Annotated in this window: 24 protein-coding genes; 14 read left to right on the top strand and 10 right to left on the bottom strand. The window is 62.6% G+C overall.

The genetic code is table 11. The features are described 5' to 3' along the window. Positions 1 to 179: 179 nt before the first annotated feature. From BLS51_RS03300 to BLS51_RS03285, 4 genes are all read left to right on the top strand, one after another. Positions 180 to 1,826 carry a SulP family inorganic anion transporter gene (locus BLS51_RS03300; RefSeq protein ID WP_090178328.1) on the top strand — a complete coding sequence of 549 codons (1,647 nt, stop codon included), beginning with the start codon at positions 180 to 182 and terminating at the stop codon, positions 1,824 to 1,826. A gap of 119 nt (positions 1,827 to 1,945) precedes the next feature. Next, the gene (locus tag BLS51_RS03295; protein WP_229207399.1) at positions 1,946 to 4,477 is read left to right on the top strand and encodes a PAS domain-containing hybrid sensor histidine kinase/response regulator; all 2,532 of its coding nucleotides are present in this window, start codon (positions 1,946 to 1,948) and stop codon (positions 4,475 to 4,477) included. Between the two features lie 49 nt (positions 4,478 to 4,526). Next, positions 4,527 to 6,710, top strand: coding sequence for an EAL domain-containing response regulator (locus BLS51_RS03290; protein WP_090178333.1), 2,184 nt, complete (start codon positions 4,527 to 4,529; stop codon positions 6,708 to 6,710). 22 nt (positions 6,711 to 6,732) lie between these two features. Continuing rightward, on the top strand, positions 6,733 to 8,508 hold the full coding sequence (locus BLS51_RS03285) for a DUF885 domain-containing protein (RefSeq protein WP_090178337.1): 1,776 nt from the start codon (positions 6,733 to 6,735) through the stop codon (positions 8,506 to 8,508). Positions 8,509 to 8,585: 77 nt separating this feature from the next. On the opposite strand, the gene BLS51_RS03280 is transcribed toward BLS51_RS03285, so the two are convergent. The 3 genes from BLS51_RS03280 to BLS51_RS03270 all read right to left on the bottom strand — a co-directional run bounded on the left by BLS51_RS03280 (position 8,586) and on the right by BLS51_RS03270 (position 10,773). Next, positions 8,586 to 9,479 carry an NAD-dependent epimerase/dehydratase family protein gene (locus tag BLS51_RS03280; protein WP_090178340.1) on the bottom strand — a complete coding sequence of 298 codons (894 nt, stop codon included), beginning with the start codon at positions 9,477 to 9,479 and terminating at the stop codon, positions 8,586 to 8,588. Positions 9,480 to 9,583: 104 nt separating this feature from the next. Then, positions 9,584 to 10,102 (bottom strand): Csu type fimbrial protein, encoded by a 519-nt coding sequence (locus BLS51_RS03275; RefSeq protein WP_090178342.1) that lies wholly within the window; start codon positions 10,100 to 10,102, stop codon positions 9,584 to 9,586. 164 nt (positions 10,103 to 10,266) lie between these two features. Further along, complete coding sequence (locus BLS51_RS03270) at positions 10,267 to 10,773, bottom strand: Csu type fimbrial protein (RefSeq protein ID WP_090178344.1); 507 nt, start codon at positions 10,771 to 10,773, stop codon at positions 10,267 to 10,269. 343 nt (positions 10,774 to 11,116) lie between these two features. Here BLS51_RS03270 and BLS51_RS03265 point away from each other — a divergent pair, with 343 nt between their 5' ends. Genes BLS51_RS03265 through BLS51_RS03230 form a run of 8 tightly spaced genes read left to right on the top strand, consistent with a single transcriptional unit; the run spans position 11,117 to position 16,685 of the window. Further along, entirely contained in the window at positions 11,117 to 11,974 is an 858-nt protein-coding gene (locus BLS51_RS03265) for an urease accessory protein UreD (RefSeq protein WP_090178346.1), read from the top strand. A 15-nt stretch (positions 11,975 to 11,989) separates the two neighbouring features. Then, positions 11,990 to 12,292 (top strand): urease subunit gamma, encoded by a 303-nt coding sequence (gene ureA / locus BLS51_RS03260; RefSeq protein ID WP_090178349.1) that lies wholly within the window; start codon positions 11,990 to 11,992, stop codon positions 12,290 to 12,292. Positions 12,293 to 12,303: 11 nt separating this feature from the next. Continuing rightward, positions 12,304 to 12,612 (top strand): urease subunit beta, encoded by a 309-nt coding sequence (locus BLS51_RS03255; protein WP_090178352.1) that lies wholly within the window; start codon positions 12,304 to 12,306, stop codon positions 12,610 to 12,612. Between the two features lies 1 nt (position 12,613). Then, the gene (gene ureC, locus BLS51_RS03250) at positions 12,614 to 14,314 is read left to right on the top strand and encodes an urease subunit alpha (RefSeq protein ID WP_090178354.1); all 1,701 of its coding nucleotides are present in this window, start codon (positions 12,614 to 12,616) and stop codon (positions 14,312 to 14,314) included. A gap of 2 nt (positions 14,315 to 14,316) precedes the next feature. Beyond that, positions 14,317 to 14,820: an urease accessory protein UreE gene (ureE, locus tag BLS51_RS03245; RefSeq protein WP_090180682.1), complete on the top strand. Its 504-nt coding sequence runs from the start codon at positions 14,317 to 14,319 to the stop codon at positions 14,818 to 14,820. Beyond that, on the top strand, positions 14,821 to 15,501 hold the full coding sequence (locus BLS51_RS03240) for an urease accessory protein UreF (RefSeq protein ID WP_090178357.1): 681 nt from the start codon (positions 14,821 to 14,823) through the stop codon (positions 15,499 to 15,501). 9 nt (positions 15,502 to 15,510) lie between these two features. Continuing rightward, on the top strand, positions 15,511 to 16,140 hold the full coding sequence (gene ureG, locus BLS51_RS03235) for an urease accessory protein UreG (RefSeq protein WP_090178359.1): 630 nt from the start codon (positions 15,511 to 15,513) through the stop codon (positions 16,138 to 16,140). Next, on the top strand, positions 16,137 to 16,685 hold the full coding sequence (locus BLS51_RS03230; RefSeq protein WP_090178362.1) for a HupE/UreJ family protein: 549 nt from the start codon (positions 16,137 to 16,139) through the stop codon (positions 16,683 to 16,685). Before ureG ends, BLS51_RS03230 begins: the two co-directional genes overlap by 4 nt. Before the next feature lie 3 nt (positions 16,686 to 16,688). On the opposite strand, the gene BLS51_RS03225 is transcribed toward BLS51_RS03230, so the two are convergent. From BLS51_RS03225 to BLS51_RS03210, 4 genes are all read right to left on the bottom strand, one after another. Continuing rightward, a complete protein-coding gene (locus BLS51_RS03225; RefSeq protein ID WP_090178365.1) occupies positions 16,689 to 17,306 on the bottom strand; it encodes a 1-acyl-sn-glycerol-3-phosphate acyltransferase in 618 nt (205 codons plus the stop codon). 127 nt (positions 17,307 to 17,433) lie between these two features. Continuing rightward, the gene (locus tag BLS51_RS03220; protein WP_090178368.1) at positions 17,434 to 19,899 is read right to left on the bottom strand and encodes a TonB-dependent siderophore receptor; all 2,466 of its coding nucleotides are present in this window, start codon (positions 19,897 to 19,899) and stop codon (positions 17,434 to 17,436) included. 76 nt (positions 19,900 to 19,975) lie between these two features. Next, positions 19,976 to 20,956, bottom strand: a complete 981-nt coding sequence (locus BLS51_RS03215) for a FecR domain-containing protein (protein WP_229207400.1) — start codon at positions 20,954 to 20,956, stop codon at positions 19,976 to 19,978. After that, positions 20,932 to 21,432 carry a sigma-70 family RNA polymerase sigma factor gene (locus tag BLS51_RS03210; protein WP_090178373.1) on the bottom strand — a complete coding sequence of 167 codons (501 nt, stop codon included), beginning with the start codon at positions 21,430 to 21,432 and terminating at the stop codon, positions 20,932 to 20,934. The genes BLS51_RS03215 and BLS51_RS03210 overlap by 25 nt, the downstream gene beginning before the upstream one ends. 139 nt (positions 21,433 to 21,571) lie before the next feature. Here BLS51_RS03210 and BLS51_RS03205 point away from each other — a divergent pair, with 139 nt between their 5' ends. Then, the gene (locus BLS51_RS03205; protein ID WP_090178376.1) at positions 21,572 to 22,525 is read left to right on the top strand and encodes an MBL fold metallo-hydrolase; all 954 of its coding nucleotides are present in this window, start codon (positions 21,572 to 21,574) and stop codon (positions 22,523 to 22,525) included. A 32-nt stretch (positions 22,526 to 22,557) separates the two neighbouring features. Here the strand turns inward: BLS51_RS03205 and BLS51_RS03200 are convergent, their stop codons facing one another. Together BLS51_RS03200 and BLS51_RS03195 are read right to left on the bottom strand one after the other, a co-directional pair. Further along, positions 22,558 to 23,613, bottom strand: coding sequence for an alkene reductase (locus BLS51_RS03200; protein ID WP_090178379.1), 1,056 nt, complete (start codon positions 23,611 to 23,613; stop codon positions 22,558 to 22,560). Positions 23,614 to 23,624: 11 nt separating this feature from the next. After that, entirely contained in the window at positions 23,625 to 23,915 is a 291-nt protein-coding gene (locus tag BLS51_RS03195; RefSeq protein WP_090178382.1) for an ArsR/SmtB family transcription factor, read from the bottom strand. 127 nt (positions 23,916 to 24,042) lie between these two features. Between BLS51_RS03195 and BLS51_RS03190 the strand changes: the two genes are divergently transcribed. Next, entirely contained in the window at positions 24,043 to 25,068 is a 1,026-nt protein-coding gene (locus tag BLS51_RS03190) for a hypothetical protein (protein ID WP_090178385.1), read from the top strand. A gap of 2 nt (positions 25,069 to 25,070) precedes the next feature. On the opposite strand, the gene BLS51_RS03185 is transcribed toward BLS51_RS03190, so the two are convergent. Further along, complete coding sequence (locus BLS51_RS03185; RefSeq protein WP_090178388.1) at positions 25,071 to 25,268, bottom strand: hypothetical protein; 198 nt, start codon at positions 25,266 to 25,268, stop codon at positions 25,071 to 25,073. Position 25,269: the final 1 nt, after the last annotated feature.

Genomic DNA, 25,269 nt, shown 5'->3' with positions numbered 1-25,269 from the left:
TTTGTTTGGGCCGACGACAGATTGACGATTGTTTTTTGAGTTGCGTCAAACGAGTTGTATAGCGTAATTCTATCAGAATCTCACTCGTCTGCAAGATTTGCTTATGAGATTTTCGGATAAGCTAATTTGGTAAACGTATTTGCGATAAACTACCGCCTTTCTGTACCAGTGGAACAACAATGCTGCAATGGCTGAAACACTACCGGCGTGATCAACTCCCAGGCGACATCAGCGCCGGGCTGGTGGTGGCGATGATGATGATCCCGCAGGGCATGGCCTATGCCATCGTGGCCGGATTGCCGCCGGTGGTCGGGATTTACGCCAGCATTGTGCCGCCCATCGTGTATGCCCTGTTCGGCAGCAGCATGACCCAGTCGGTCGGCCCGATGGCGATTATTTCGCTGATGACCGCCGCTGTCATTGGCCCGCTGGCGCCGGCCGGCTCGGCGCTGGCCGGCGTGCTGGCGGCGCAGCTGGCGCTGGTGTCCGGCGCGGTGCTGCTGCTTTGCGGCCTGCTGCGCATGGGCTTCCTCGCCAATTTCTTCTCGCGCCCGGTGATGAGCGGCTTTACCGTCGGCTCGGCGATCGTCATCGCCTACGATCAGCTGCATACGCTGCTGGGCGCTGCACTGCCACAGGTGCACCTGCCGAGCGCGGTGCTGGGCGTCGGCTCGCTGGTGCTGCTGGTGTTGGCACGCCAGTATCTGTCGGCGTTGCTGAAGCGCTGCGGCGTGCCGGCGGTGGCGGCCGATATCGCCGCCAAGCTGGCGCCGATGATGGTGGTGCTGGCGGGCATCGCGCTGATGTCGTGTACCAGCCTGGCGGAGATGGGTGTGCGCACCACCGGCCTGGTGCCGGCCGGGCTGCCGCAGTTGAACCTGGCCTCGTCCAGCCAGCATTGGGGCGTCTTGCTGCAACCGGGGCTGCTGATCGGCTTCATGGTGTTCCTGCTGTCGATGTCCGGCGCGCAGGCGCTGGCGCTGAAGCGCAATGAAAAGCTGGTCAGCAATCATGAGCTGGTTGGCCTCGGCGCGGCCAATGTGGCCAGTGCGCTGTCCGGCGGCTTCCCGGTGACCGGCAGCCTGTCGCGTTCCGCCGTCAATTTCGCCGCCGGCGCCAACACGCCGCTGGCCAGTCTGATCACTGCGGTGCTGCTGGCCTGCGCGCTGCTGCTGCCGACCGGCTGGCTGGCGCTGCTGCCGATGCCGGTGCTGGCCGCCACCATCATCGTCGCCGTGCTGGGCATGCTGGAGATGGGCATCCTGCGTACCGCCTGGGAATATGACCGCGGCGATGCGCTGGCCTGGGTGGCCACTTGTCTCGGCGTACTGGTGATGGGCGTGGAGGCCGGCGTGATCATCGGCGTGGCGCTGTCGATGGGCACTTTGATCTGGCGCGCCAGCCGCCCGCACATCGCGGTGCTGGGCCGTATCGCCGGCACCGAACATTTTCGCAACATCGAGCGCTATCCGGCCGAGACGCAGCCGGAATTCCTGATGCTGCGCATCGACGCCAATCTGTTCTTCGGCAATGTGGAGGCGGTCAATGAACGCATTGAGTGCGAACTGGCCACCCACCAGAGCGCACGCGATCTGGTGCTGGTGATGTCGGCGGTCAGTTCGATCGACACCACGGCGCTAATGGCACTGGCGGAGCTCAACCAGAGCATGAAGCGGCGCGCAATCGGCATGCACCTGGCCGAGGTCAAGGGGCCGGTCATGGACCGCCTACGTAATAGTACGTTGTTGCAGCAATTGAACGGCAAGCTGTTCCTGAGTGCGGCCAATGCATCAGATCAATTACATAGTAGTAGGGATGTTGCTTAGCCGCAAATATGCATGGACTTCATCGCATTTTGAACCTATGATCCGAGTAGTAACTGCGCAGATTAACCCCCGAAGAATGGTTTCCGATGTTGGTCCGACTTGCCCGCCGTGCAGGAAAAATGTCTATCGCCGTATTTGTCAGCGTGACGCTGACCGCCGTGGTGACGCTGGTACTGACGACTTTTGCGCTGTACTTCTATCAGCAGGAGCGCGTGCAGCGCTGGGAGCAGCTGCGCAAGACGCTGGCCAACAGCGCCGATGAACTGGCCGCTGCGGTGGCGCTGCCGGCCTGGAATTTTGACGAAACGCAGATCGTCACCATCATGAAGAGCGGCTTGAGCAACCGCGACCTGCACGCCAGCGCGGTGGCGCCTGTGGCCAGCAACCGTCCTTTCATCCTGACCCGTAACGCACAGGCGCAGCTGGTGCCGGCCGAGCGGCTGCCGTCCGATCCCGAGCTGCTGTCCGAGCAACGGCCGATCGTCGCCGGTGGGCAGAATATCGGCACCATCACAGTCTACGCCTCGCCAGCGCTGCTGATCGAACAGCTGCGCCAGCGCCTGTATACCATCGCCGGCCTGATTTTTGTGCTGGACGTGACGCTGGTGCTCAGCCTCTACCTGCTGCTGTGGCAGCTGATCCTCAAGCCGCTGACGAATATCGAGCGCTATGCGGCCAGCGTCAAGGCTGGCCAGAATCCCGGCGCGGCGCCGCCGCGCGACTGGTACTCCGGCGAACTGAAAACTCTGAATGCCTCGATCCGCGAGATGGTGCGGCTGATGGAAAGCCGCTACGTCGCCATGCACGCCAGCGAAGAGCGTTTGCAGATTGCCTCCAGTGCGGCCGCCATCGGCATCTGGGACTGGGATATCGTTTCCAGCCAGATGGTGTGGGACGAGCAGATGTACCGCCTGCACGGCATGGAAGGCCGCAAGCTGGATAATCCGTTCGAGGCCTGGCGCAAGATGGTGCATCCGGACGACTCGGTGCCGACCGAGATGCTGTTGCAGCAGGCGCTCAACGGCACCGCCGAATTCGATATCGAGTATCGACTGATCTGGCCGGACGGTTCGGTGCATTACATGAAAGCGGACGGCATGACCTTCCGCGACCGCGACGGCCACGCGATGCGCATGGTCGGCGTCAACTACGACGTCACCGCCAGCCGCATGGCGGAGCAGGAATTGCGTCGTCATCGCATTCACCTGGAAGACCTGGTGGCGGAGCGCACCAACGCGCTGTCGGTGGCGGTGCGCCAGGCGCAGACGGCCAACCGTGCCAAGTCGACCTTCCTGGCCAATATGAGTCACGAGCTGCGCACGCCGCTGAATTCCGTGATCGGCTTCTCGCGGCTGATGGCTGATTCGAAGAACATGCTGCCGGAAGAGAAGCGCAACCTGGCGATCATCCACCGCTCCGGTCAGCATCTGCTGACGCTGATTAACGATATCCTCGAACTGTCCAAGATCGAAGCCGGCCGCGCCGTGCTGCAAACCGAAGTACTCCACCTGAACGACATGCTGCAGGAAGTGATGGATATGGTCAGCATGCGCGCGGTGCAAAGCGGCGTCGAGCTGGTGTTGGACAGCGTCGGCCTGCCGGCCAGTGCGCGTGTCGACGGCACCAAGCTGCGCCAGGTGTTGCTGAACCTGATGTCCAACGCGGTCAAGTTCACCGCGCAGGGCAAGGTGACGCTGAAGGTACGCGGCATGTCGCGCAACGGCCAGTGCGAGCTGGCTTTTGCCGTCATCGACAATGGCCCCGGCATCGCGGAAGAGGACCAGGCGCGCGTGTTCGAGCCGTTCATCCAGGCCGACGGGCCGGGCGCGAAAGAGGGCACGGGCCTGGGCCTGACCATCTCGCGCGAATTCGTGCAACTGATGGGCGGCACGCTGGCGCTGCAATCGACGGTGGGCGAGGGCGCGACCTTCTACTTTACCGTCGCGGTGCAGGTGACGGATGAAGCGCCGATGGTACACCAGGACGAAGTCAGCCCGCTGGAGCCGCAGCAGCGCCGCCGTGTACTGGTGGCCGATGACAATGCCGACGGCTGCGCGCTGATGGAAAGCCTGCTCAAGCCGCTGGGCTTCGATGTCGCCGTGGTCGGCGATGGCGTGCAGGCGCTGGCCATGGTCGATGTGTGGCAGCCGGACCTGGTGTTCATGGACTGGCGCATGCCGGCGCTGGACGGTATCAGCGCCACGCGCAAGATCCGCGCCAATACGGATGGCCCGCAGCCTGGCATTGTGATGCTGACCGCCTCCGCCTTTGCCGAAGAGCGCGAGGCGGCGCTGGCCGCCGGCGCCGATGAGTTCATGCGCAAGCCGGTCGAGCAGGAACAGTTGTACGCAGTGCTGGAGCAGCAGCTGAACCTGCAGTTCGTGCGCCGCCACCGCGTGGCCGCGCGCCGGGCGTTGCAGGCACCGTTGGACAGCGGTGACCTGAAACGTCTGGACCCGGCACTGCGCGGCGAATTGAAGGTCGCCTTGCAGGAACTGAACCTGGCGCGCGTGGCGCTGCTGCTGGAGCCCTTGCCGCGCGGGCTGGCCGATGTGGTGGCCCGTATCGAGCATATGGTTCAGTTGCACCAGTACCCGCAGCTATGCGCCTTGCTGGACCAGGCGGATAATGAATTGGAGCCACTGGCCTGACCGGTATATGATAGCGAGAGCAACCTTTAAATAGGCGAGAGACTTTTACATGCACCGGGATTTGTCGGAACAACACACCAAGGGCGAAGTGCTGATCGTGGAAGACACGCCAGCCTCGCTCAAGCTGCTGAGCGACCTGCTGACAGAAGCCGGTTACTACGTGCGCCAGGCGCCAAATGGCGAGCTGGCGCTGTGGACGGCGCAATCGCGGCCGCCGGAGCTGATTTTGCTGGACGTGCGCATGCCCGGCATCGACGGCTTTGAGGTCTGCCGCCGCCTGAAGGCGACGCCGGAACTGAGCCAGGTACCGGTGATCTTCCTGTCGGCGCAGCACGACACAGACGACAAGGTGCGCGGCTTCGCGCTGGGCGCGGTGGATTTTGTCGCCAAGCCTTTCCAGGCCGAGGAAATCCTGGCCCGCACCGACGCCCATGTGCGCCTGGGCCGCGCGCAGAAGGCGCTGGCCGAGGAACGCGCGCTGCTGGAAGAGCGGGTGGCCGAGCGCACCGCCGAACTGGCGAAGGAAGTCGAACAGCGCCGCGCCAACGAGGAATTCCTGCGCCTGGCCAGCCAGGTGTTTGAGGCGACCCAGGACGCCATCGTCGTCACGGACCGCGATGCGCGCATCGTCGCCACCAATCCCGCTTTCACGCAGATTTCCGGCTATACCGCCAAGGAAGTGCTGGGCGAGAGCATCGGCCTGCTGCATGCCGGCGACCAGGACACCAGTTCCTTCGACGCCATGGTGCAGTCTGTGATGAAGACCGGCCACTGGTCGGGCGAGATCATGGCCCGCCGCAAGAACGGCGACACCTATCCGGGCCTGCTGAGCGCTTCGGTGGTGCGCGACGAGAAGGGCCACGTGATCAATCACGTGGCGGTGTTCATGGATATCAGCGAGCGCAAGGCCGAGCAGCACCTGATCGATTTCCTGTCCAACCACGATGCCTTGACCGGGCTGCCAAACCGCCTGCTGGCGCGCCAGCGCTTTGCCCAGACGCTCAACGCCGCCCGCCGCGAAGGCCGCTGCGTGGCCGTCATGTGCCTGGATCTGGACCGCTTCAAGAGCATCAACGACTCGTATGGCCATGACATGGGCGACAAGGCCTTGCAGGTGGTGTCCAGGTACCTGAGCGAGACCGTGCGCGAAGGCGACACCGTCACGCGCCAGGGCGGCGATGAATTCCAGATCATCATTGCCGACGATGCTCAACTGGGCGCCACCATGGCGCTGGCGCAGAACATCCTGGCCGGCTTGCGCAAGGAGCTGGTGATCGACGGCCAGCAGATTACCGTCACCTCCAGCATCGGCATTGCCGTCAGCCTGACCGATGGCGACAGTTTCGATGAACTGGTGCGCAACGCCGATACAGCGCTGTTCCGCGCCAAGGAAATCGGCCGTGACAACTACGCTTTCTTCACCGAGCGCATGGATGCGGAAATCCGCGACAAGCTGGCGATCCAGAGCCAGCTGCGCGGCGCCATCGCCCGGGATGAATTCGAGGTGCATTATCAGCCGCAGGTGTGCCTGAAAACGGGCGCCGTGGTCGGTGCTGAGGCATTGTTGCGCTGGAATAGTGCAGTATTGGGCAAGGTGCCGCCGAACCGCTTCATTCCGCTGGCCGAGGAATATGGCCTGGTCAACTCGATCGGCGAGTGGGTGCTGGAGAGCGTGTGCGCACAAATGAAGGTGTGGCACGACCAGGGCCTGGGCAAGATCAAGGTGGCGGTCAACCTGGCGGCCGGGCAGTTTGCCAATGACGCCACGGTGCCCTACGTGGAAACCACGTTGCGCAAATTCGGCGTGGCGCCTGAATATCTGGGCCTGGAGATCACTGAAGGCACGGTGATGGGCGATCCCAATAAAGCCGTGGAGGCGCTGCGCCGCCTGAAGGACATCGGCGTCAGCATCTCGCTGGACGACTTCGGCACCGGCTATTCAAGCCTGAGCTACCTGAAACGCTTCCCCATCGACGTGCTGAAAATCGACAAATCCTTCGTCGATGACGTCACCACCAATAGCGCCGACGCGGCGATTGCGCTGTCGGTCATCTCGCTGGCACACAATTTGAATATGCGGGTGATAGCGGAAGGTGTGGAGACCCGCGAGCAGATGCAGTTCCTGACCGGTCGCGGTTGCGACGAGATGCAGGGTTACTATTTCAGCCGTCCGCTCAATGCCGAAGGTTTTACCGCGCTATTGCGGGAACGCCGTAATTTATTGGAAATGTAATCCACCTTTTCTCTGGAGCGTTATGGAAAAGAAGTTCAGCACCGCGATCGCCGGTGCATGCATGTTGTTGTGTTTGAGCGCAGCCAATGCCGCTGCACCTGCCGTCAAGCCTGGTCCGTCGGATGCGCAGTTCAAGGCCATCTACACCCAGGAATGGAAATGGCGCATTAGCCAGAAGCAGGAAGACGGCGAGGATGACGACAACAGCGGCGTGTCGTCGACGCTGCCACGCATCGACGCCGCCACCCAGAACCAGCGCCTGGCCTATTGGCAGGACGTGATGAAGAAGCTGGGCGGCGTCAAGGAAGCCCGCCTGTCGGCACCGGAACGCATCAACTATCAGGTGTACAAGGCGCAGATCGCCGCCTTCATCGCCGCCCAGGAATTCAAGGATTATGAAAAGCCGCTGAACGCCGACACGGCGTTCTGGTCGAATATGACCTATACCGCGCGCCGCCCGATGACCAAGGAAAAGGAATATCGCGCCTACATCAAGCAGCTGGCCGATGTGCCGCGCTACTTCAACGACGAAATCGTCAATATGCGCGCCGGTATCGCGCGTGGCTTCACGCCGCCGAAAATCACGCTGGTGGGCCGCGACGCGTCGATCACCTCCGTGATTGACGCGAAAACGCCGCAGGACTCGGTGTTCTACATGCCGTTCAAGGAGATGCCGGCCTCGATGCCGGACGCGCTGAAGGAAGAGCTGCGCGCGCAGGCGGTCAAGGCGATCGAAACGAGCGTGGTCCCGGCCCACAAATCGCTGCTGAAATTCATGCGCGAAGAATATGTGCCGGCGTCGCGTGAAGAGCTGGCGGCCGAGAGCCTGCCGGACGGTAAAGCCTACTACCAGTCGAAGATCGTGGAATTCACCACCACCACGATGACGGCGGACCAGATCCACAACATCGGCCTGGAAGAAATGGCCAAGATCCGCGCCGAGATGCTGGACGTGATCAAGCAGGTCAAGTTCGAGGGCGACCTGCCGGCCTTCCTGCAATTCCTGCGCACCGATCCGCAGTTCTACGCCAAGACGCCGGAAGAACTGCTGATGCGTTCTGCCTGGGTGGCCAAGAAGTTCGACGCCAAGGTATCGAAATATTTCGGCTACCTGCCGCGCCGCCGCTTCGCCGTGATCCCGGTGCCGGACGACCAGGCGCCGTTCTACACCTCGGGCCGTGGCGGTCCGGGCGTCTATCTGGTCAACACCTACAATCTGCCGTCGCGCGCGCTGTACAGCATGCCGGCGCTGACGCTGCACGAATCGGCGCCGGGCCACGCTTTCCAGATGCCGATCGCGCTGGAGCAGAAGGGCCGTCCGCCATTCCGCAACGCTTATATCTCTGCCTATGGCGAGGGCTGGGCGCTGTACACCGAGCGCCTGGGCGCGGAAATGGGCATGTACGAAACGCCGTATGAAACCTTCGGCATGCTGAGTTACCAGGCCTGGCGCGCCTCGCGCCTGGTGGTCGACACCGGTGTCCACAGCAAGGGCTGGACCCGCAAGCAGGCGCAGGACTACCTGCGCGAGAACACCGCGCTGTCGAACCACGAAATCGAAACCGAAGTGGACCGCTATATTTCCTGGCCGGGCCAGGCGCTGTCCTACTACCTGGGCGAGATGAGCATCATCAACGCACGCAAGAAAGCCGAGAAGGCGCTGGGCCAGAAATTCGACATCCGCAACTTCCACGACACGGTGCTGCAACTGGGTTCAGTACCGCTGCCGGTGCTGGAAGCGCGGGTCGACCAGTTCATCGCTGAAGGCGGCAAGAGCCCGTATCCCGACCTGGAGTAACAGTTCACCGGGGTCAGTGCCGACATTCGGACATTTCGCGAGCGAAATGTCCGAATGTCGGCACTGACCCCGATGGTTTAGGCGCGTAGCATGTCGTTGGCGATCCAGTCCAGCACCGGTGGGCGGTGTGGTCGCCAGCCCAGCTTGCGTGCGCGAGCGCCGCGCACGCGGCTGTTCGAGCCCAGGCCGTACGAGGCCATTTCGTAGCCCCATTCTTCCTTGGCCTGTTCCAGCGGCCAGTCCTGTGGTTCGCCGAGGCCGAGCGCCTTGGCAATCGCGCTGCTCATGTCGCGGAACGAGGCTTCGCCACTTTCGACGAAGTAGAAGGTGCCGGCTTCGGTCTTGTCCAGCGCCAGCAGGTACAGGTCGACCACGTCGTCGATGTGCACGTTGGACCAGATATTGCGGCCCGGGCCGACGTGGCGCACGATGCCGCTCTTGCGTGCCTGCTTCAACAGGCGCGGCAGCTGCACCGAATCGCGCGGCAGCGCGCCGTGGCCGTAGATCAGCGTATTGCACAGCACCGCCGAGCGCACGCCCTGATTGGCCGCATCCAGCACCAGATTGTCGATGGCGACGCGCGCCGCCTTGTCGGCGGTCGGTGCGGGCAACTGGTCTTCGTAGTAAATTTGCTCGGTGCCTTCACCGCCCGAGGCATCGCCGACGATGCTCGATCCGCTGGTGTGCAGGAATACCTTGCCTGAGCCAGCGAGAGCTTCGACAAATGCTTCAACCGCGACGCGATTGTCGCTGCTAGCGGCGTTGATGACGGCGTCCGCCGCGCGCGCCTGCGCGATCAGCAGTTCGCGGTTGTCCAGCGCACCGAGTACGCCGGTGACGCCGATTTTCTTTACTTCTTCCAGCTGCTCTGGCTTGCGCACCAGACCCACGACCTCATGGCCAGCCTTGACCAGGCCTGCCGCAATCGCGCTGCCGATAAACCCGGCCGCGCCGGTGACGAATACTTTCATGTCCTGCTCCTGTGGTTTTCATTCCAGAAGCAGACAGTATGGGGACGCGCGACGCGCGCACCAATAGCACCCGGATCAAAGCTCCCTTGCGCCGGTTTCAATAATCAGAAGTAGACGGTGGCGGTAATGGTGGATTTGTAGACGTCCGGCTGCGGCGTGGTCTGCGCTGGCACGGCGCCGTAGACGGTCAGGTTTTGCACGCTGCCGGTGCCGGTGCCGGACAAGGTGTCCGTGCCCTGGGTGTTGCCCCAGGTGCTGCCGCCGGCGGTGGTGCTCAGGTTGAAGGCCACGGTGCTGGTGTTGCCGCCGGTGCCACTCATCAGGCGCGCGGCGACGGTGGAGCCCGAGCCGGTGCCGGCATTCAGGCCAACGTTGTATGGCGTGGTGTTGGTGCAGGTGACCTGCAACGTGGTATTGACGTTGACCGCAGTATTCAGTACGCCTTGCGACTGGCCGAAGTCCAGCGGATTGGCGGCGATGGTGCAGTCGGCCACAATTTTTAGCGTGACGTCGAAGTTGTTGGTCTTGGCGCTGCTGTAGACGGCTGCGCCGCCGATTTGCGGGGCAAGCATGGCAAGGATGGTGGCTGCGGCGGCGATGCGGGCGAATACGGTACGTTCCATGGTGTTCTCCAATGTGGTGGCGCAAAACGATATGAACTGGCCGCTACGTTGGGGCGGTACTTTTCGAGACTAAGGGAAGCTTTAGCGCGGGCTTGGGCGCTGGAGAAGACTGCTTGTCGCGTCGTCAGCTGGTGCGGGGCTGGCGGCGGAGGGGAGTGTGAGGCTTAGAACGACACCGTGGCGGTGATCGTCGATTTATACGTATCTGGCTGCGGCGTGGTCTGTACTGGCACGACGCCATAAACAGTGTGGATTTGCGAAGCGCCGGTGCCGGTGCTGGATTTGGTATCGGTGCCCTGGATGTTGCCCCAGTTGGTCGTGCCTGAGGCCTGATACAGATTGAAGGCGACGGTGCTGGTATTGCCGCCGGTGCCACTCATCACGCGTGCGCTCGTGCTGGAGCCGGTGCCGGTGCCGGCGTTCAGGCCGATGTTGTAAGGCGTGGTGTTGGTGCAAGTGATGTTCAGCGTGGTGTTGACGCTGACGGCGGTAGCCAGCACACCTTGCGACTGGCCGAAGTCCAGTGGGTTGGTGGCGATGACGCAGTCGGCGATGATCTTCAGCGTGACGTCGAAGGTCTGGGTTTTGCTGGCGGCACCGCTCAGCATTGGCAGCATTGCTGCGCCCAACGCGGCTGCAAGTGCAACGCGGGTGACGATTGTGCGCTTCATGATGATCTCCTGTTGAGGTAGTTGGTTACGCGTCTTTAACAACTTTTATTTCCGCGCTTCAATGAAGCAAATTATTCCTCAACTGTTTAAATCGTGCTTTTGCAAAAGGCGGCAATACTTTTGGCAGCGTAGAAAACGCAAAAATTATTTGCTGCTCGGCACTTTTTTACAACAGGCGAATTTTGTTGCACGAGAAAAAGCTTTTTGCGGCGAGTGCGAGAGCCTATTTGCACCATCGCGGTGCGTTGTGCAAGCTTGTGGTGCGTGTTATAGAGGGCGACAAGGCTTTACGCTGGCATGGTGATTGCATACGACAGAACATTATTTAAACGTCCTTGCTGCCATGCCCGACTGCACGATATCGCGTGACCTAGCCGCCAGCCAGAGTGCCTGGCAGGCCAGCCTCACGCTGGGTTTTGCCGACGATGGCGGCACCACGCGGCTGCTGGACAAGCTCCACTATGGCCCGCTGCGCGTGCAGAAGGCGCTGTACCCGGAAGACCGCAAGGTCTGCCAGGCCATCATCGTCCACCCACCGGGCGGCGTGGTCGGTGGCGACCAGCTGGAAATCGATATCGGCGTCGGCAACCGCGCACATGCCTTCATCACCACGCCCGGCGCGGCCAAGTGGTACAAGGCGAATGGCAAGGTATCGCGGCAGTCGGTGCACCTGCATGTCAACCAGGACGCGGCGCTTGAATGGCTGCCGCAGGAAACAATCTTCTTCGATACGGCAGACGTGCTGCTGGAGCAGGACGTGGAGCTGGCAGAGGGCGCCACCTTCCTCGGCTGCGAGATCCTGTGCATGGGCCGGCGCGGCTCGGGCGAGATATTCAACACCGGCCGCATCCGCCAGCGCAGCAGCATCCGCCGCGAGGGACGGCTGATCTGGTGGGAGCAGGGTGACATGATCGGCGGCCGCCTCGATAGTCCGCTGGCGCTGAAGGGACACACCGTCTGCGCGACGCTGATCGCGGCCGGCAAACCCTTGCCTGCGTCGGTGCTGAACGAGATCCGCGCCGACATCGCCGCCGATGGCGAACATATCTTCGGCGTCACACAGACCAAGGGCGTGCTGGTGGCACGCCACCTGGGCGACGACAGCGAAACCGCGCGCCACCTGATGCTGGCCGTTTGGCGCCGCCTGCGCCCCTACCTGTTGCAGCGCGAGGCGGTGACGCCGCGCATCTGGCAAACCTGAAAGAGCAAACACGACATGGACTTGACGCCACGCGAAAAAGATAAGCTGTTGATTTTTACCGCAGGCCTGGTGGCGGAACGCCGGAAGGCACGCGGCCTGAAGTTGAACTACCCGGAAGCGGTGGCGCTGATTACCTGCGCCATCATGGAAGGCGCCCGCGACGGCAAAACTGTCGCAGAACTGATGTCCGACGGCACGCGCATACTCACGCGTGCCGACGTCATGGAGGGTATCCCTGAAATGATCCCTGACATCCAGGTCGAAGCGACGTTCCCAGATGGGAGCAAGCTTGTGACTGTCCACAACCCCATCCCATAAAGGAGTTCATCATGATTCCAGGTGAATACAAGCTTGAAGAGGGCGAGATCCCTCTGAACGAGGGCCGTGAAACTGTCACCGCAGTGGTCGTCAACCAGGGCGACCGGCCGGTGCAGGTAGGCTCGCATTTTCATTTTTTTGAAGTCAACTCGGTGCTCAAGCTGGAACGCTGGAAGGCTTACGGCATGCGCCTGAATATCGCCGCCGGCACCGCCGTGCGTTTCGAGCCGGGCCAGCAGCGCACCGTGGAACTGGTGAAGCTGGACGGCGACCAGGAAGTATATGGCTTCAATGGCAAGGTCATGGGAAAGCTGAGCTGATATGGTAACAATCTCGCGCCGCGCCTACGCGGAGATGTTCGGCCCGACCACGGGCGACCGCATCCGCCTGGCCGACACTGAACTGTTTATCGAAATCGAAAAAGACTACGCAACCTACGGCGAAGAAGTGAAATTCGGCGGCGGCAAGGTGATCCGCGACGGCATGGGCCAGTCGCAGCGCGTGGCGGCGGAGGTGATGGATACGGTGATTACGAATGTGGTGATCATCGACCACTGGGGCATCGTCAAGGCGGATATCGGCTTGAAGAATGGTGTCATCGCCGGCATCGGCAAGGCCGGCAACCCGGACATCCAGCCGAATGTGACGATGGCGATCGGCGGCGCGACCGAGATCATTGCGGGCGAGGGTATGATCATCACCGCCGGCGGCGTCGACACGCATATCCACTTCATCTGCCCGCAGCAGATCGAGGAAGCGCTGATGAGCGGCGTGACCACCATGATCGGCGGCGGCACCGGGCCGTCGGCCGGCACCTCGGCCACCACCTGCACGCCGGGGCCGTGGCATCTGCACGCGATGTTGCAGGCGGCCGATGCGTTTCCGATGAATCTGGGCTTTCTCGGCAAGGGCAATGTCAGCCTGCCGGCGCCGCTGGAAGAGCAGGTGCGCGCCGGCGCCATCGGCCTGAAGCTGCACGAGGACTGGGGCAGCACGCCGGCCGCGATCGACAACTGCCTGACGGTGGCCGACAAGATGGATATCCAGGTTGCCATCCATAGCGATACGCTGAACGAGGGCGGCTACCTGGCCGACACGCTGGCGGCGTTCAAGGACCGCACCATCCATACCTTCCACACCGAGGGCGCGGGCGGCGGCCATGCGCCGGACATCATCGCTGCGGTGGGCGAGGGCAATGTGCTGCCGTCGTCGACCAATCCGACACGGCCGTTCACGGTGAATACGCTGGATGAACACCTGGATATGCTGATGGTCTGCCATCACCTTGATGCTGCCATCGCCGAGGACGTGGCGTTTGCCGAATCGCGCATCCGCCGCGAGACGATTGCGGCCGAGGATATCCTGCACGATATCGGCGCGATTTCGATGATGTCATCCGATTCGCAGGCCATGGGCCGCGTCGGTGAGGTCATCATGCGCACCTGGCAGACGGCGCACAAGATGAAGGAGCAGCGCGGGCCGCTGGCGCCGGATTCGTCGCGCAACGATAATTTCCGCGTCAAGCGCTATGTCGCCAAGTACACCATCAATCCGGCCATCACGCACGGCATTGCGCATGCGGTGGGCTCGGTGGAGGTGGGCAAGATCGCTGACCTGGTGCTGTGGAAGCCGGCTTTCTTCGGCGTCAAGCCGCAGATGATACTCAAGGGCGGCATGATCGCGGCGGCGCTGATGGGCGATCCGAATGCGTCGATCCCGACGCCGCAACCGGTGCATTACCGGCCGATGTTCGGTTCCTTTGGCGGCGGCTTGAAGAAGTCGTTCACCTTCGTCTCGCAGGCGGCGTATGACGCCGGCATTGGTGAGGAACTAAAATTGAACAAGACGCTGATTGTGGCCAAGGGCATGCGCGCGCTGCGCAAGTCGGACATGATCCATAACGGCCTGGCGCCGAAGATGGACGTCAATCCTGAAACCTATGAAGTGCGCGCCGACGGCGAGTTGCTGGTCTGCGAAGCCGCAGTCAAGCTGCCGATGGCGCAGCGCTATTTCCTGTTCTGATGATGCTGACTCTCCATACTAAAGTGGCGCAAGCCGACGTGGTTGCCGCGCAATTGGTGCTGCCATATGAACTGCGCGAGAAGTGTCGCCTGCGCGCGGCGCTGGATACCGGCGAGGAAGTCGCCGTCTTCACCGTGCGCGGGACCGTGCTGCGCGATGGCGATCTGCTGACCGGCGAAGACCAGCGCGTGATCCGCGTGGTGGCGGCGCCGGAGCCGACCTACAAGGTGACGTGTGCCGATGCGCACACGCTGCTGCGCTGCGCTTTCCACCTCGGGAACCGCCACACGCAGGCGCAGGTGGGCGACGGCTTCCTGCGCATCCGTGCGGATGCGGTGCTGAAGGAGATGCTGGCCGGCCTGGGCGCGACAGTGGTCGAAGAGATGTCCGCCTTCGAGCCGGAGTCCGGCGCCTACGGTGGCGGCCACGGGCATCATCACGACCATGGTCCGCTGGCGCCCATCCCGCTGCGCCAGAAGATCCACCGTCCGGGCGATCCGAAATAAATGCAGGCCGCCGCGCTGCTTCATTTGCTGCAATTCGCCAGTCCGGCCCTGCCGATAGGCGCGTACAGCTATTCGCAAGGATTGGAGGCGGCGCTGGAGCGCGGTGACGTCCGCAACGCCGACACCGCGCGCACGTGGATCATCCGCCACCTGCACGAAGTGGTGGCGCAATGGGAAGCACCGGTCACATGGCGCCTGATGCAAGCCTGGTCGCGCCGCGACTGGCGCGCTGTCAGCGACTGGAGCGAAAAATTCATCGCCTCGCGCGACAGCAGCGAATTCCGCGCCGAGACCATCCAGATGGGCTACTCGCTCACCAAGCTGATCGCGGAACTCGGCATTACCGATGCCGACACGCTGGCCCATCTGCAAGGCGAAGCCGAAGTCGCTCTGCCGACCGCCTTCAGCTGTGCCGTCGCCGCGCTTGGCATCCCGCACGCGGAAGCACTGCTGGCCATGTTGTTCGCCTGGGCCGAAAACCAGGTGCTGGTATGCGTCAAGTCGGTGCCGCTGGGGCAGGTGGCCGGCCAGCGCATGCTGCTGTCGCTGCGAGAAGAAATCGAAGCCGCCGCCCGCTACGCGCAAACCGTCAGCGATGACGATATGAGCAACTGGGCGCCTGGCCTGTCGCTGCTGTCGATGCAGCACGAAGTTCAATACAGCCGTTTATACAGATCCTGAAAGAGCACCATGACACCATCCAATCCACTCCGCGTAGGCATCGGCGGCCCGGTAGGTTCCGGCAAGACCGCGCTGTGCGAAATGCTGTGCAAGGGCATGCGCGACCATTACGACATGGCAGTCATCACCAACGACATCTACACCAAGGAAGACATGGAGATCCTGCTGCGTGCAGACGCGCTGCCGGCCGAACGCCTGATGGGTGTGGAAACCGGAGGCTGCCCGCACACGGCGATCCGCGAAGACGCTTCGATTAACCTGGAAGCCATCGCCCGCATGCAGGCTGATTTTCCCAACCTGGACCTGATCCTGGTGGAGTCCGGCGGCGACAACCTGGCCGCCACCTTCAGCCCCGAGCTGTCCGACTTGACCATTTACGTGATCGATGTCGCCGGCGGCGAAAAGATTCCGCGCAAGGGTGGTCCTGGCATCACGCGCTCGGATCTGCTGATCATCAACAAGACCGACCTGGCGCCGCACGTGGGCGCGGACCTGGACGTCATGGCGCGCGACGCCAAACAGCAGCGCGGCAGCCGTCCCTTCATCTTCACCAATCTGCGCAGCGGCGAAGGCGTCGCCGCCGTCATCGACTACATCCGCCAACAAGGCTTGCTGGACCAAACAAAGGAGAGCACATGAAAAAGACCATCACCGCATTGGCCCTGGCGGCAGCCAGCAGCGCCGCCTGCGCGCACACCGGCGAAGGCGCGCACGCGCACGGCTTCCTGGCCGGCTTCACGCACCCGTTCACCGGCCTCGATCACCTGCTGGCGATGCTGGCGGTGGGCGCCTGGAGCGTGCGCCAGCCGAACGCCAAATGGCTGCCGGCCACCTTCATTGGCATGCTGTTGATCGGCATGGCAAGCGGCGCGCTGGGCCTGAGCATTCCCGGCCTGGAAACTGGCATCGCCTTGACGGTGGCGCTGATGGGCGTGTTGCTGGTGGCGGCCACGCGCTTGCCGGCGGCTGCCGGTACGGCGATGGTTAGCGTATTTGCCATCCTGCACGGTAACGCGCACGGTCACGAACTGCCGCAGGCAATCAGCGCTGGCGGCTTGCTGGCCGCCAGCCTGTTGCTGGTGTATGGCGGGAATATGTTGGGTCGCGTCAGCCCGGCGTTGGCGGTGAAGGCCTCGGGTGCGGCGATTGCCGCCACCGGCGTGATGCTGACGGCGACGGCCTAAGACTTACTTGCGCTCTTCGGTGCGGCGTTCCTGTAGCACGATGGGCGCTTCGTTTTGTGGATACAGGCCGTGGTGGCCTTCGTAAACCGCACGGATGGCGGCCAGGTCGGTTTCCTGGTCGCCGCTCAGGTAGATGTGGTCAACCATGCCCAGGGTTTTGTTCGGATAGTCGATATAGACCAGGGTTAATGGCACCTTGGCTTCAATCGCCAGGTGATAGAAGCCACTCTTCCAGTTGGGGCGATAGCTACGCGAGGCTTCCGGCGTGATGGCCAGCCAGTACCAGTCGGCGGCGTTCATGCGTTCGGCCTGGGAGCGGATCATGCCTTGTGGCGCGCTGCGGTCAACCGGCTCGCCGCCCAAAGCGCGGAACCAGCCGCCCAGCGGCGATTTGAACAGCGAATCCTTGGCCAGCCAGCGGAATGGCAGATTCAGCGCCCATTTGCACAGCAGGCCGATAAAGAAATCCCAGTTCGATGTGTGCGGATACACCACCAGGATGCCACGCGGGCCGGGCAGGGGGCGGTACAGAAAGCGCCAGCCGAACAGGTTCAGCACCCGTAGCGCCAGGCGGCGGCGCCATGTCGGCAGCGCTTCCGGCTTCAAGTCAAAATCAGACATCTCACTATACCCCGTCGTCGTTTTTTTTAGATTATTGTCACTATTGACAGGCTTATATTCGCCTGCTTTAAAAGTAGCGCGCATTCTATATTGGCGTCGACGGGGGAGCAAGCCCACCCGTTCCGTATCAGAGCTTGTAGTTCAGTGTCAGCGTGGCGTTGCGCGGCGTGCCGTAGGTATTGCCGCCGGTGGTCCAGCCTATGCCCTGGTAGTACACCTTGTCGAACAGGTTGTTGACATTCAGGCGCAGGCCGAGCTTCTCGTTGAACTGATAGGCCGCGTGCAGGCCAACCACGCTGTAGCCGCCATGCGTGATGCGGTCATCATCCGATGAGTAAATGGCGTTCTGTGTATTGACCGAGCCGCCAACGCGCCAGCGTTGCAGCTCGCCCGGCAGGCGGTAACTGGTGCTCAGCTTGAACTGGTGGCGTGGCAGGTCCGGGTCGAACAGCTTGCCGATGTTGGCGGCGTTTGAGTCGGTCACAAACTTGGCTGACACATAGGTATAGCCGGCGGTCATCTGCCAGCCCGGCGTCAGCTCGCCGCTGACTTCCATTTCCACGCCCTTGCTTTCGACCTTGCCTGCTGCGCGCGAGCAGAAGGTGGAGCCGGTGCTCGGGCATGGCGATGGACCATCGCGGTCGCTCATGGCGCGGTTTTCCTGGCTGACCTGGAAAACGGCCAGGCTGGCGTTCAGCGCGCCGCCGAAGTATTCGCCCTTGACGCCCGCCTCGTAGTTGGTGCCGGTGACTGGCTTGAGCAGGTTGCCGCTGGCGTCCACTGTGCTTTGTGGCTGGAAGATTTCGGTCCAGCTGGCGTACAGCGAATGGTTGGCGTCCAGGTCGCAGACGGCGCCGGCGTATGGTGTGATCTCGCGCGTGACCTTGTAGCCGGCGTCGCTGCGGTCATTGTTGTAGTCATACCAGCTGCTGCGCGCGCCGACGATCAGCGACAGCGGATCGGTGATGCTGAAACGCGCCGAACCATACACGCCGCTTTCCTTCAGCGTGCTGCCGATGCCCCAGCGCTGGTAGTTGGCCGCCGGGCGGCTGGCGGCGTAAGGATCGAAATGGAACGGGTCGAATGGAATCGCCGTGGTGCGGATGCCCCAGTCGCCGTAGTTGTCGTTGACGGCTTTGCGGTGGCTTAGGCCCAGCGATACCTCGTGCTTGCGCCCCAGCAGCGCGAACGGGCCGCCGATGGTGGCGTCGAAGCTGTTCTGCTCATTGTCCAGGCGATAGGCTTGCGAGTTGTTGCTGAAGCCCGCGTCGTCGCCGCGTATCGAGGTGAACATCATGTCGACATACTGCCATTTCTTGATCGCCGACAGCTTGGCTTTCCAGCCGCCGCCCAAGCGCTGATCGAGTTCGGCGAACACGGTCTTGTCGGTCTGGTTCCAGAAGTCGTAGGCATTGTTCAGCGTTGACGAACGTGGCAGGTCCAACTGCGAACCGTCGTCGTGGGTAGGGAAGCCCTGGTAGCCGCCGGTGTTTTTCATGTCGCGGTAGTGGGCGCCGACAGTCAGCGTGGTGCCGCGTGCGAGATCAGCTTCCAGGATGCCATAGGCTTGCTGCGTGCGCTCATGCGAGACGTCGTAAAAGAAATCCTTGTCCTGCGCGGCAATCACCACGCGGCCGCGCAGGGTCTTTGCTTCATTCAGCGCGTTCGATGCGTCCAGTTGCAGCTGGTAGTCGTTCCAGCTGCCGGCGCTGGCGGTCAGTGACACTTGCTGCTCGGCGGTCGGACGCTTGCGCACCAGGTTGATGGCGGCGGATGGATTGCCGCTGCCGCTGGTCAGGCCGTTGGCGCCGCGTACCACTTCAATACGGTCGTAGACTACCAGGTCCGCATTGTCGGCGTTGAAAGTGCCGTTGGCGCCCATGGTGGTGGGCAGGCCATCCAGCAGCATGTTGGTGACTTCAAAACCGCGCGCGCTGAAGCTGCCCGAGTTACCGACGAAGTAACCCTTCTGCATCACCAGGCCGGTGATGCTTTTAACGGCGTCGTCCAGCGTGACCAGGCCCTGATCTTCGATCTGCTGGCGTGTCAGTACGCTGACCGATTGCGGCGTTTCGCGCAGTGACAGGTCCATGCGGGTGGCGGTGTTGGTGGCGCGGGCGGTGTACGAGCCGGTGCCTTCGGTAGCGTTCTGGCGCGCACCGTTGATGGTGATGGCCGGCAGCGCGGCTTCCGCCGCCGGTTGCGGGCGTGGCGCCGGTGCTGGCGCTGGCTGCACCGCCTGTGGCGGCACCACGCGCTGGGCGCGCAGCACATAGCCGCCGGTTTCCACGCGGGCGGCTTCCATGCCGGTGCCGTTCAGCAGCGCGGTGAAGCCATCCTGCACCGAGTACGCGCCGCGCAGACCGGCGGTGGACTTGCGGTCGGTCTGGTCGGCGGTGAAGATGATCGAGATCCCGGTCGTCATGGCGAAGCTGCGCAGCGCGGGGCCGAGCGGACCGGCGGCGATATTGAATTCCTGGCCTTGCGCCTTGCTGGCCGGCGCAGTCTGCGCGTGCGCCGGCGGCAGGGCGCCGAGGCATAGCATCAGGGAGATGGCGCAGGCGATCGGCCGGCGCTGGAAGTTGTGTTGCATGACGGTTCCTCAAGTAAGTAAAAGTGGAGTGCTTACTTGATAGGTGCCGCAAGTTTGAAAATCGGGCAGGATTTTTTTATCTTTTTTCGACATGGACCCAATATGCGCTAAATGTGCGGATGCGCACCGGCAGCGACTTGGGCAGCATGGCCAGGATGGCGTCCGTGTCTTTCAACGGGAAGACGCCGGAGAAGCGCAGCTCGGCGGCGGCTGGATCGCAGCGCAGCACGCCGCGCCGGTAGCGCCCCAGTTCGGCCAGAAAGTCGGCCAGGCGCATCTCGTCGGCGACGATGGCGCCCAGCGTCCACGCCACGTTGTCGCTGGAGGATGGCGTTGGCGCATCGATGGCCGTGGCCGAGAAGGCGGTGCGCTGGCCGGCATCCAGGCGCCGTGGTGCCGCGCCTGCTGGCGTGATCTCGACTGCGCTGCGCTGCACATCGACCTGTGTGCGGCCCACCATCTGGCGCACGGTGAAGGCGGTGCCCAGCGCGCGCACGCTGCCTTGCGCGGTCTGCACGATGAACGGGCGGCCGGCTGCGGCTGCGGCTACAGTTGTCGCATGGCCGGTTTCAATGCGGATTTCGCCGGTCACCAGTTCCAGCCGGCGCTGATGCGCATCGAAACGCAGGTTGACGGCGCTGGCGGTGTTAAGCAGCACGCGCGTGCCGTCGTCCAGCGTCCACTGGCGGCGCTCGCCGACCGAGGTGCGCAGGTCGGCGGTGAGTTCCTGCCATTGATGCGTGCGCGTACCCAGCGCACCAGCAGCACCGGCGACGCCCAGGCCGAGCAGCACCGCGATGCTGTTGCGCCGGCTGGTCGGCGGTGTCGATAGCGCCGTGTAGGCAGCGCCGCCGCGTAAACCGTGCAAGCGGGCGCAGACAGCCTCGATGTGCTGCCATGCGCGCGCATGATCGGGATCGGCGGCGCGCCATTGCTGCCAGCGCTCCTGGTCGGCTGCACTGAAATCGCTGGCCATCAGCGCTGTCAGCCATTCGGCCGCCTGGTCGGCGGCTGTGTCGCTGAAGTTGCGCTTCATGGCGTGAGGGCGAACAGGCATTGGCGGTTGGCGCGCGTCAGGTATTGCTTCACCGAGCTGGTGGAAATATGCAGCAGCGTGGCGATCTGTTCGTAGGTCAGGCCTTCCAGTTGCGCCAGCAGGAAGGCTTGGCGCACGGGTGGCGGCAGGCCATCCAGCGCCTGGTCGATTTCCTGTAGCACCTGGATGACGATCAGGCGCGTTTCCGGCGAAGGCATCGATGCCTCGGGCAGGGCGGCCAGGGCCTCAAGGTAGGCTGTTTCCAGCAGGTGGCGACGGTGCCGATGCGCCAGCAGGCGGCGCGCGATGGTGGCCAGGAAGGGGCGCGGCTCGCGGATGTCGCTCGCATTGCCGGTGGAGATGACGCTGACGAAAGTGTCCTGCGCCAGGTCGGATGCGTCGCTGCTGTTGTCCAGGCGGCGCTGTAGCCATCCTCTTAGCCACGCATGGTGGTCAAGATACAGCGTCTCGACGGTACTGGTGGAAGGCTGGTTCAAGGAAACTGGTAGAATGGGAATGAGAATTGTTACTATTCATATTAAGCGAACTGACAACCTTTGTCGATACTAAAATGTGTAAAGAATACATTTCAGGTATTGTGTGATCCTCACACTGATCAAAAAATAAAGGGGAGTCATGTCCACAAGTATTTTGAAGCCCTTGGCGATTGCTGCAACCTTGCTGGTGACCGCTGCCGCGCAGGCGGGGGCGCCGATGGCGCGTTACCAGGCGCCCGGCTTTTATCGCACCACGCTGGGTGATTTTGAAGTCACCGTGCTCAACGACGGCACGCTGGATCTGCCGGTCGACAAGCTGCTCAAGCAGCCGCTGGCCAAGACCAATGCGGCACTGGCCCGGTCGTTCCAGAAAAGCCCGCTGCAAACCTCGGTGAACGGCTTCCTGATTAATACGGGCAGCAAGCTGGTGCTGATCGATACCGGCGCCGCCAGCCTGTTCGGGCCGACGCTGGGGCAACTGGTCGGCAACCTGAAGGCGTCCGGGTACAAGCCGGAGCAGGTCGATGAGATCTATATCAGCCATATGCATGGCGACCACGTGGGCGGGCTGGCGTTGAATGAACAGCGCGTGTTTCCGAATGCGATTGTGCGCGCCGGCAAGCTGGATGCGGATTACTACTTGAGCCAGACTAATCTGGACAAGGCATCGCCCGAGGCCAAGGATAATTTCCAGGGGCCGATGGTGTCGATCAATCCGTATGTGAAGGCGGGCAAGTTCCAGGCGATTGTGGCGAATACCGAGCTGGTGCCTGGTATTAAGTCGTATTTTAACGGCGGCCATACGCCGGGCCATATCACCTATGTGGTGGAGAGCAAGGGGCAGAAGCTGGTATTGCTGGGAGATTTGCTGCACGTGCAGGCGGTGCAGTTTGATGATCCTGGTGTTGGCATCTCGTTCGATACCGACAGCAAGATCGCGATTACTGAGCGCAAGGAAGCGTTTGCTGCGGCGGCCAAGGAAGGGTATCTGATTGGCGCGCCACACCTGTCGTTCCCTGCGCTGGGGCATGTGCGCAGCAATGGCAAGGGCGGTTATCTGTTCGTCCCCGTAAGCTACACCCAGCCACGCTAAATCCCGCAGCCTATCGGGCTGCGGGGTACTGCTTACGCCAGGGCAGGGTAGTCGGTATAACCTTCTTCGCCAGGACCGTAGAAGGTTTCCGCTTTCCATGGATTCAGCGGCGCATCGGCTTGCAGACGCTCCACCAGATCCGGATTGGAGATATAGTCCTTGCCAAACGCAACCGCATCCGCCTTGCCGCTATCCAGCAGGCCCTGCGCCACCACCTTGTCCAGCTTTTCATTGGCGATAAACACACCGCCGAACTCTTTCTTGATCAGCGGCGCCAGGCTGTCCTCACCCACCGCCTCGCGCGCAGCGATGAAGGCGATCTTGCGCTTGCCCAGCTCGCGCGCCACATAGCCGAAGGTCTCGGCCGGGTTGGCATCGCCCATATCGTGCGAATCGCGACGTGGTGCCAGGTGCATGCCAACGCGGTCCGCGCCCCACACTTCAATCACCGCATCCGTCACTTGCAGCATCAGGCGCGCACGGTTCTCGACCGGGCCGCCATACTGGTCGGTACGCTGGTTGGTTTTACTTTGCAGGAACTGATCCAGCAGATAGCCGTTGGCGCCATGAATCTGCACGCCGTCAAAGCCGGCTTGCTTGGCGTTTTCAGCAGCCTTCTTGTAAGCGGCCACCACACCAGCCAGCTCCGTCGTATCCAGCGCACGCGGCACCGGATATGGACGCTGCGGACGCAGCAGGCTGACATGGCCCTCGGCCGCAATCGCGCTGGACGACACCGGCGCATCGCCGTTCAGGAAACTCGGGTCCGAGATGCGGCCAACGTGCCACAGCTGCGCGAAGATCACGCCGCCCTTGGCATGCACGGCGGCGGTGACTTGCTTCCAGCCTTCCACCTGCTCGTCCGACCACAGGCCCGGCGTATCGGCATAGCCGACGCCTTGCGGCGTGACGGCAGTAGCTTCGCTGAGGATCAGGCCGGCGGTGGCGCGTTGTTCATAATACTTGGCCATCAGCGCGTTCGGCACGCGGCCGCCGCCAGTGGCGCGGGCGCGGGTCAGCGGCGCCATGACGACGCGGTTTTTCAGGGTGATATCGCCGATAGTGATCGGATCGAACAGAGTAGGCATGATGAGGTTCCCTATAGTTGCATTTGGTCGATGAAGGCCTGGATGACTGCTTCATCTCGTTTGAAATAATTCCACTGGCCGACCCGCTCCGACTTGACCAGCCCGGCCTTGACCAGCACGGCCAGGTGGGCGGACATCGTCGATTGCGACAGGCCGGCGCGGCGGTCGATCATGCCCGCGCATACTCCCAGGCTCAGCGGATGCTGCTGTTCCGAAAAATATACGTCCGGCTCCTTCAGCCACGCCAGGATCTGGCGCCGCATCGGGTTGGCAAGGGCTTTGTGGATCGCGTCTATGTCCATGATGGCTATATGTATCGTGTTTTTCCGATTTCAATATCGGAATTCTACGATATAAATAAAAAGCGTGCTGGCGGCTCGAAAATCCTTTATGTTATTAGAACATTGTTGAAAATTTATCGCTCCGCTTATGTCGAGTTCCTACCTGGATGTGTTTATCGGCCTGTCGTACACCTTTCTGGCGGTGAGCCTGCTGTGCAGCGCCACGCGCGAAGCGATCGCCTCGCTGTTCCAGACGCGCGCCAAGGTGCTGCTGGACGGCGTGCTCACACTGCTGCACGAGCCGGCCGGCAAGTCGCGTCTGCGCGGCATCCTGCCGTCGTTGCAGCGGCTGTTACGGCTGGATGGCGGCTTCCGGCTCGACAAGCTGGATGCGCAGTCGCTGGCGGCCGAGGTGATGCGGCATCCGCTGATCAGCGGCATGGCGCAGCGAGGTCGCATGCCTTCGTATATTCCCTCGGCGATTTTTGCGCGTGCTTTCGTGTCGACGCTGACCACCCGCTACGGCAAAGGCCAGACAGCGGCCATGCTGTTGAATAAGGTCGGCAATGAAGGATTGACGCGCACGCTGCTGGCCATCATGGGCGAGGGGCCGGATGATGTGGCGGCGCTGGAGAATGCCGTGCGCATCTGGTACGACACGGTGATGGAGCGCATCAGCGGCTGGTATAAGCGGCGTTCACAGTTCGTGCTATTCCTGGTCGGCCTGTTTTATGCGGCGGTGATGAATATCGACGCATTGCAGCTGTCCACGCGGCTGTGGAACGATGCTGAGCTGCGCGATGGCACGGTAGCCAAAGCGCAGCTGGTGCACGCGGCAGGCTTGCCGGCGTCGACAGCATCTGCGGATGGCGCTGCGACCGCGCTGGCGCAAACCAAGGCGGCCAAGGCACAGGCGCAGGAACTGCAAAAGCTGCCGATCGGCTGGCCGTCTGCGCGCTTTGATGGTGTGGTCGGCGTGTGGCCATTCATCGCCGCGCTGGTGTTTGCGCTGATCGGCTGGACGGCAACTGCCTTTGCCGCCTCGCTAGGATCGCCGTTCTGGTTCGACGGCGTCGGCTGGCTGCTGGCGCTGCGCGGCACCGGCGCCAAGCCACCAGCCGAAACCACGGCAGCACCGACCGTCACAATCTCGCTGCCGACCTTGCGCAAGTAGAGCTACTTGCCGCGCTGTGCGCACTTCGATGATTGGATCGCGCGCTCGGTGATGTTGTCGATACCCTTGATCGCGTCCTGCGTGCAGCCGGCGTCGTCGACCACATGCGGCTGCGGCTTTCTGCTGATCTCCTTGTAGCCGGTGAACACCAGCGCGGCGGCCGCGCAACCCATCAGTACCCAGTTGACCTTGGACTGCATC

The organism is Duganella sp. OV510 (assembly GCF_900100205.1).
Classification (GTDB): domain Bacteria; phylum Pseudomonadota; class Gammaproteobacteria; order Burkholderiales; family Burkholderiaceae_D; genus Rugamonas.
This window is presented reverse-complemented; position numbering and strand designations above follow the sequence as displayed.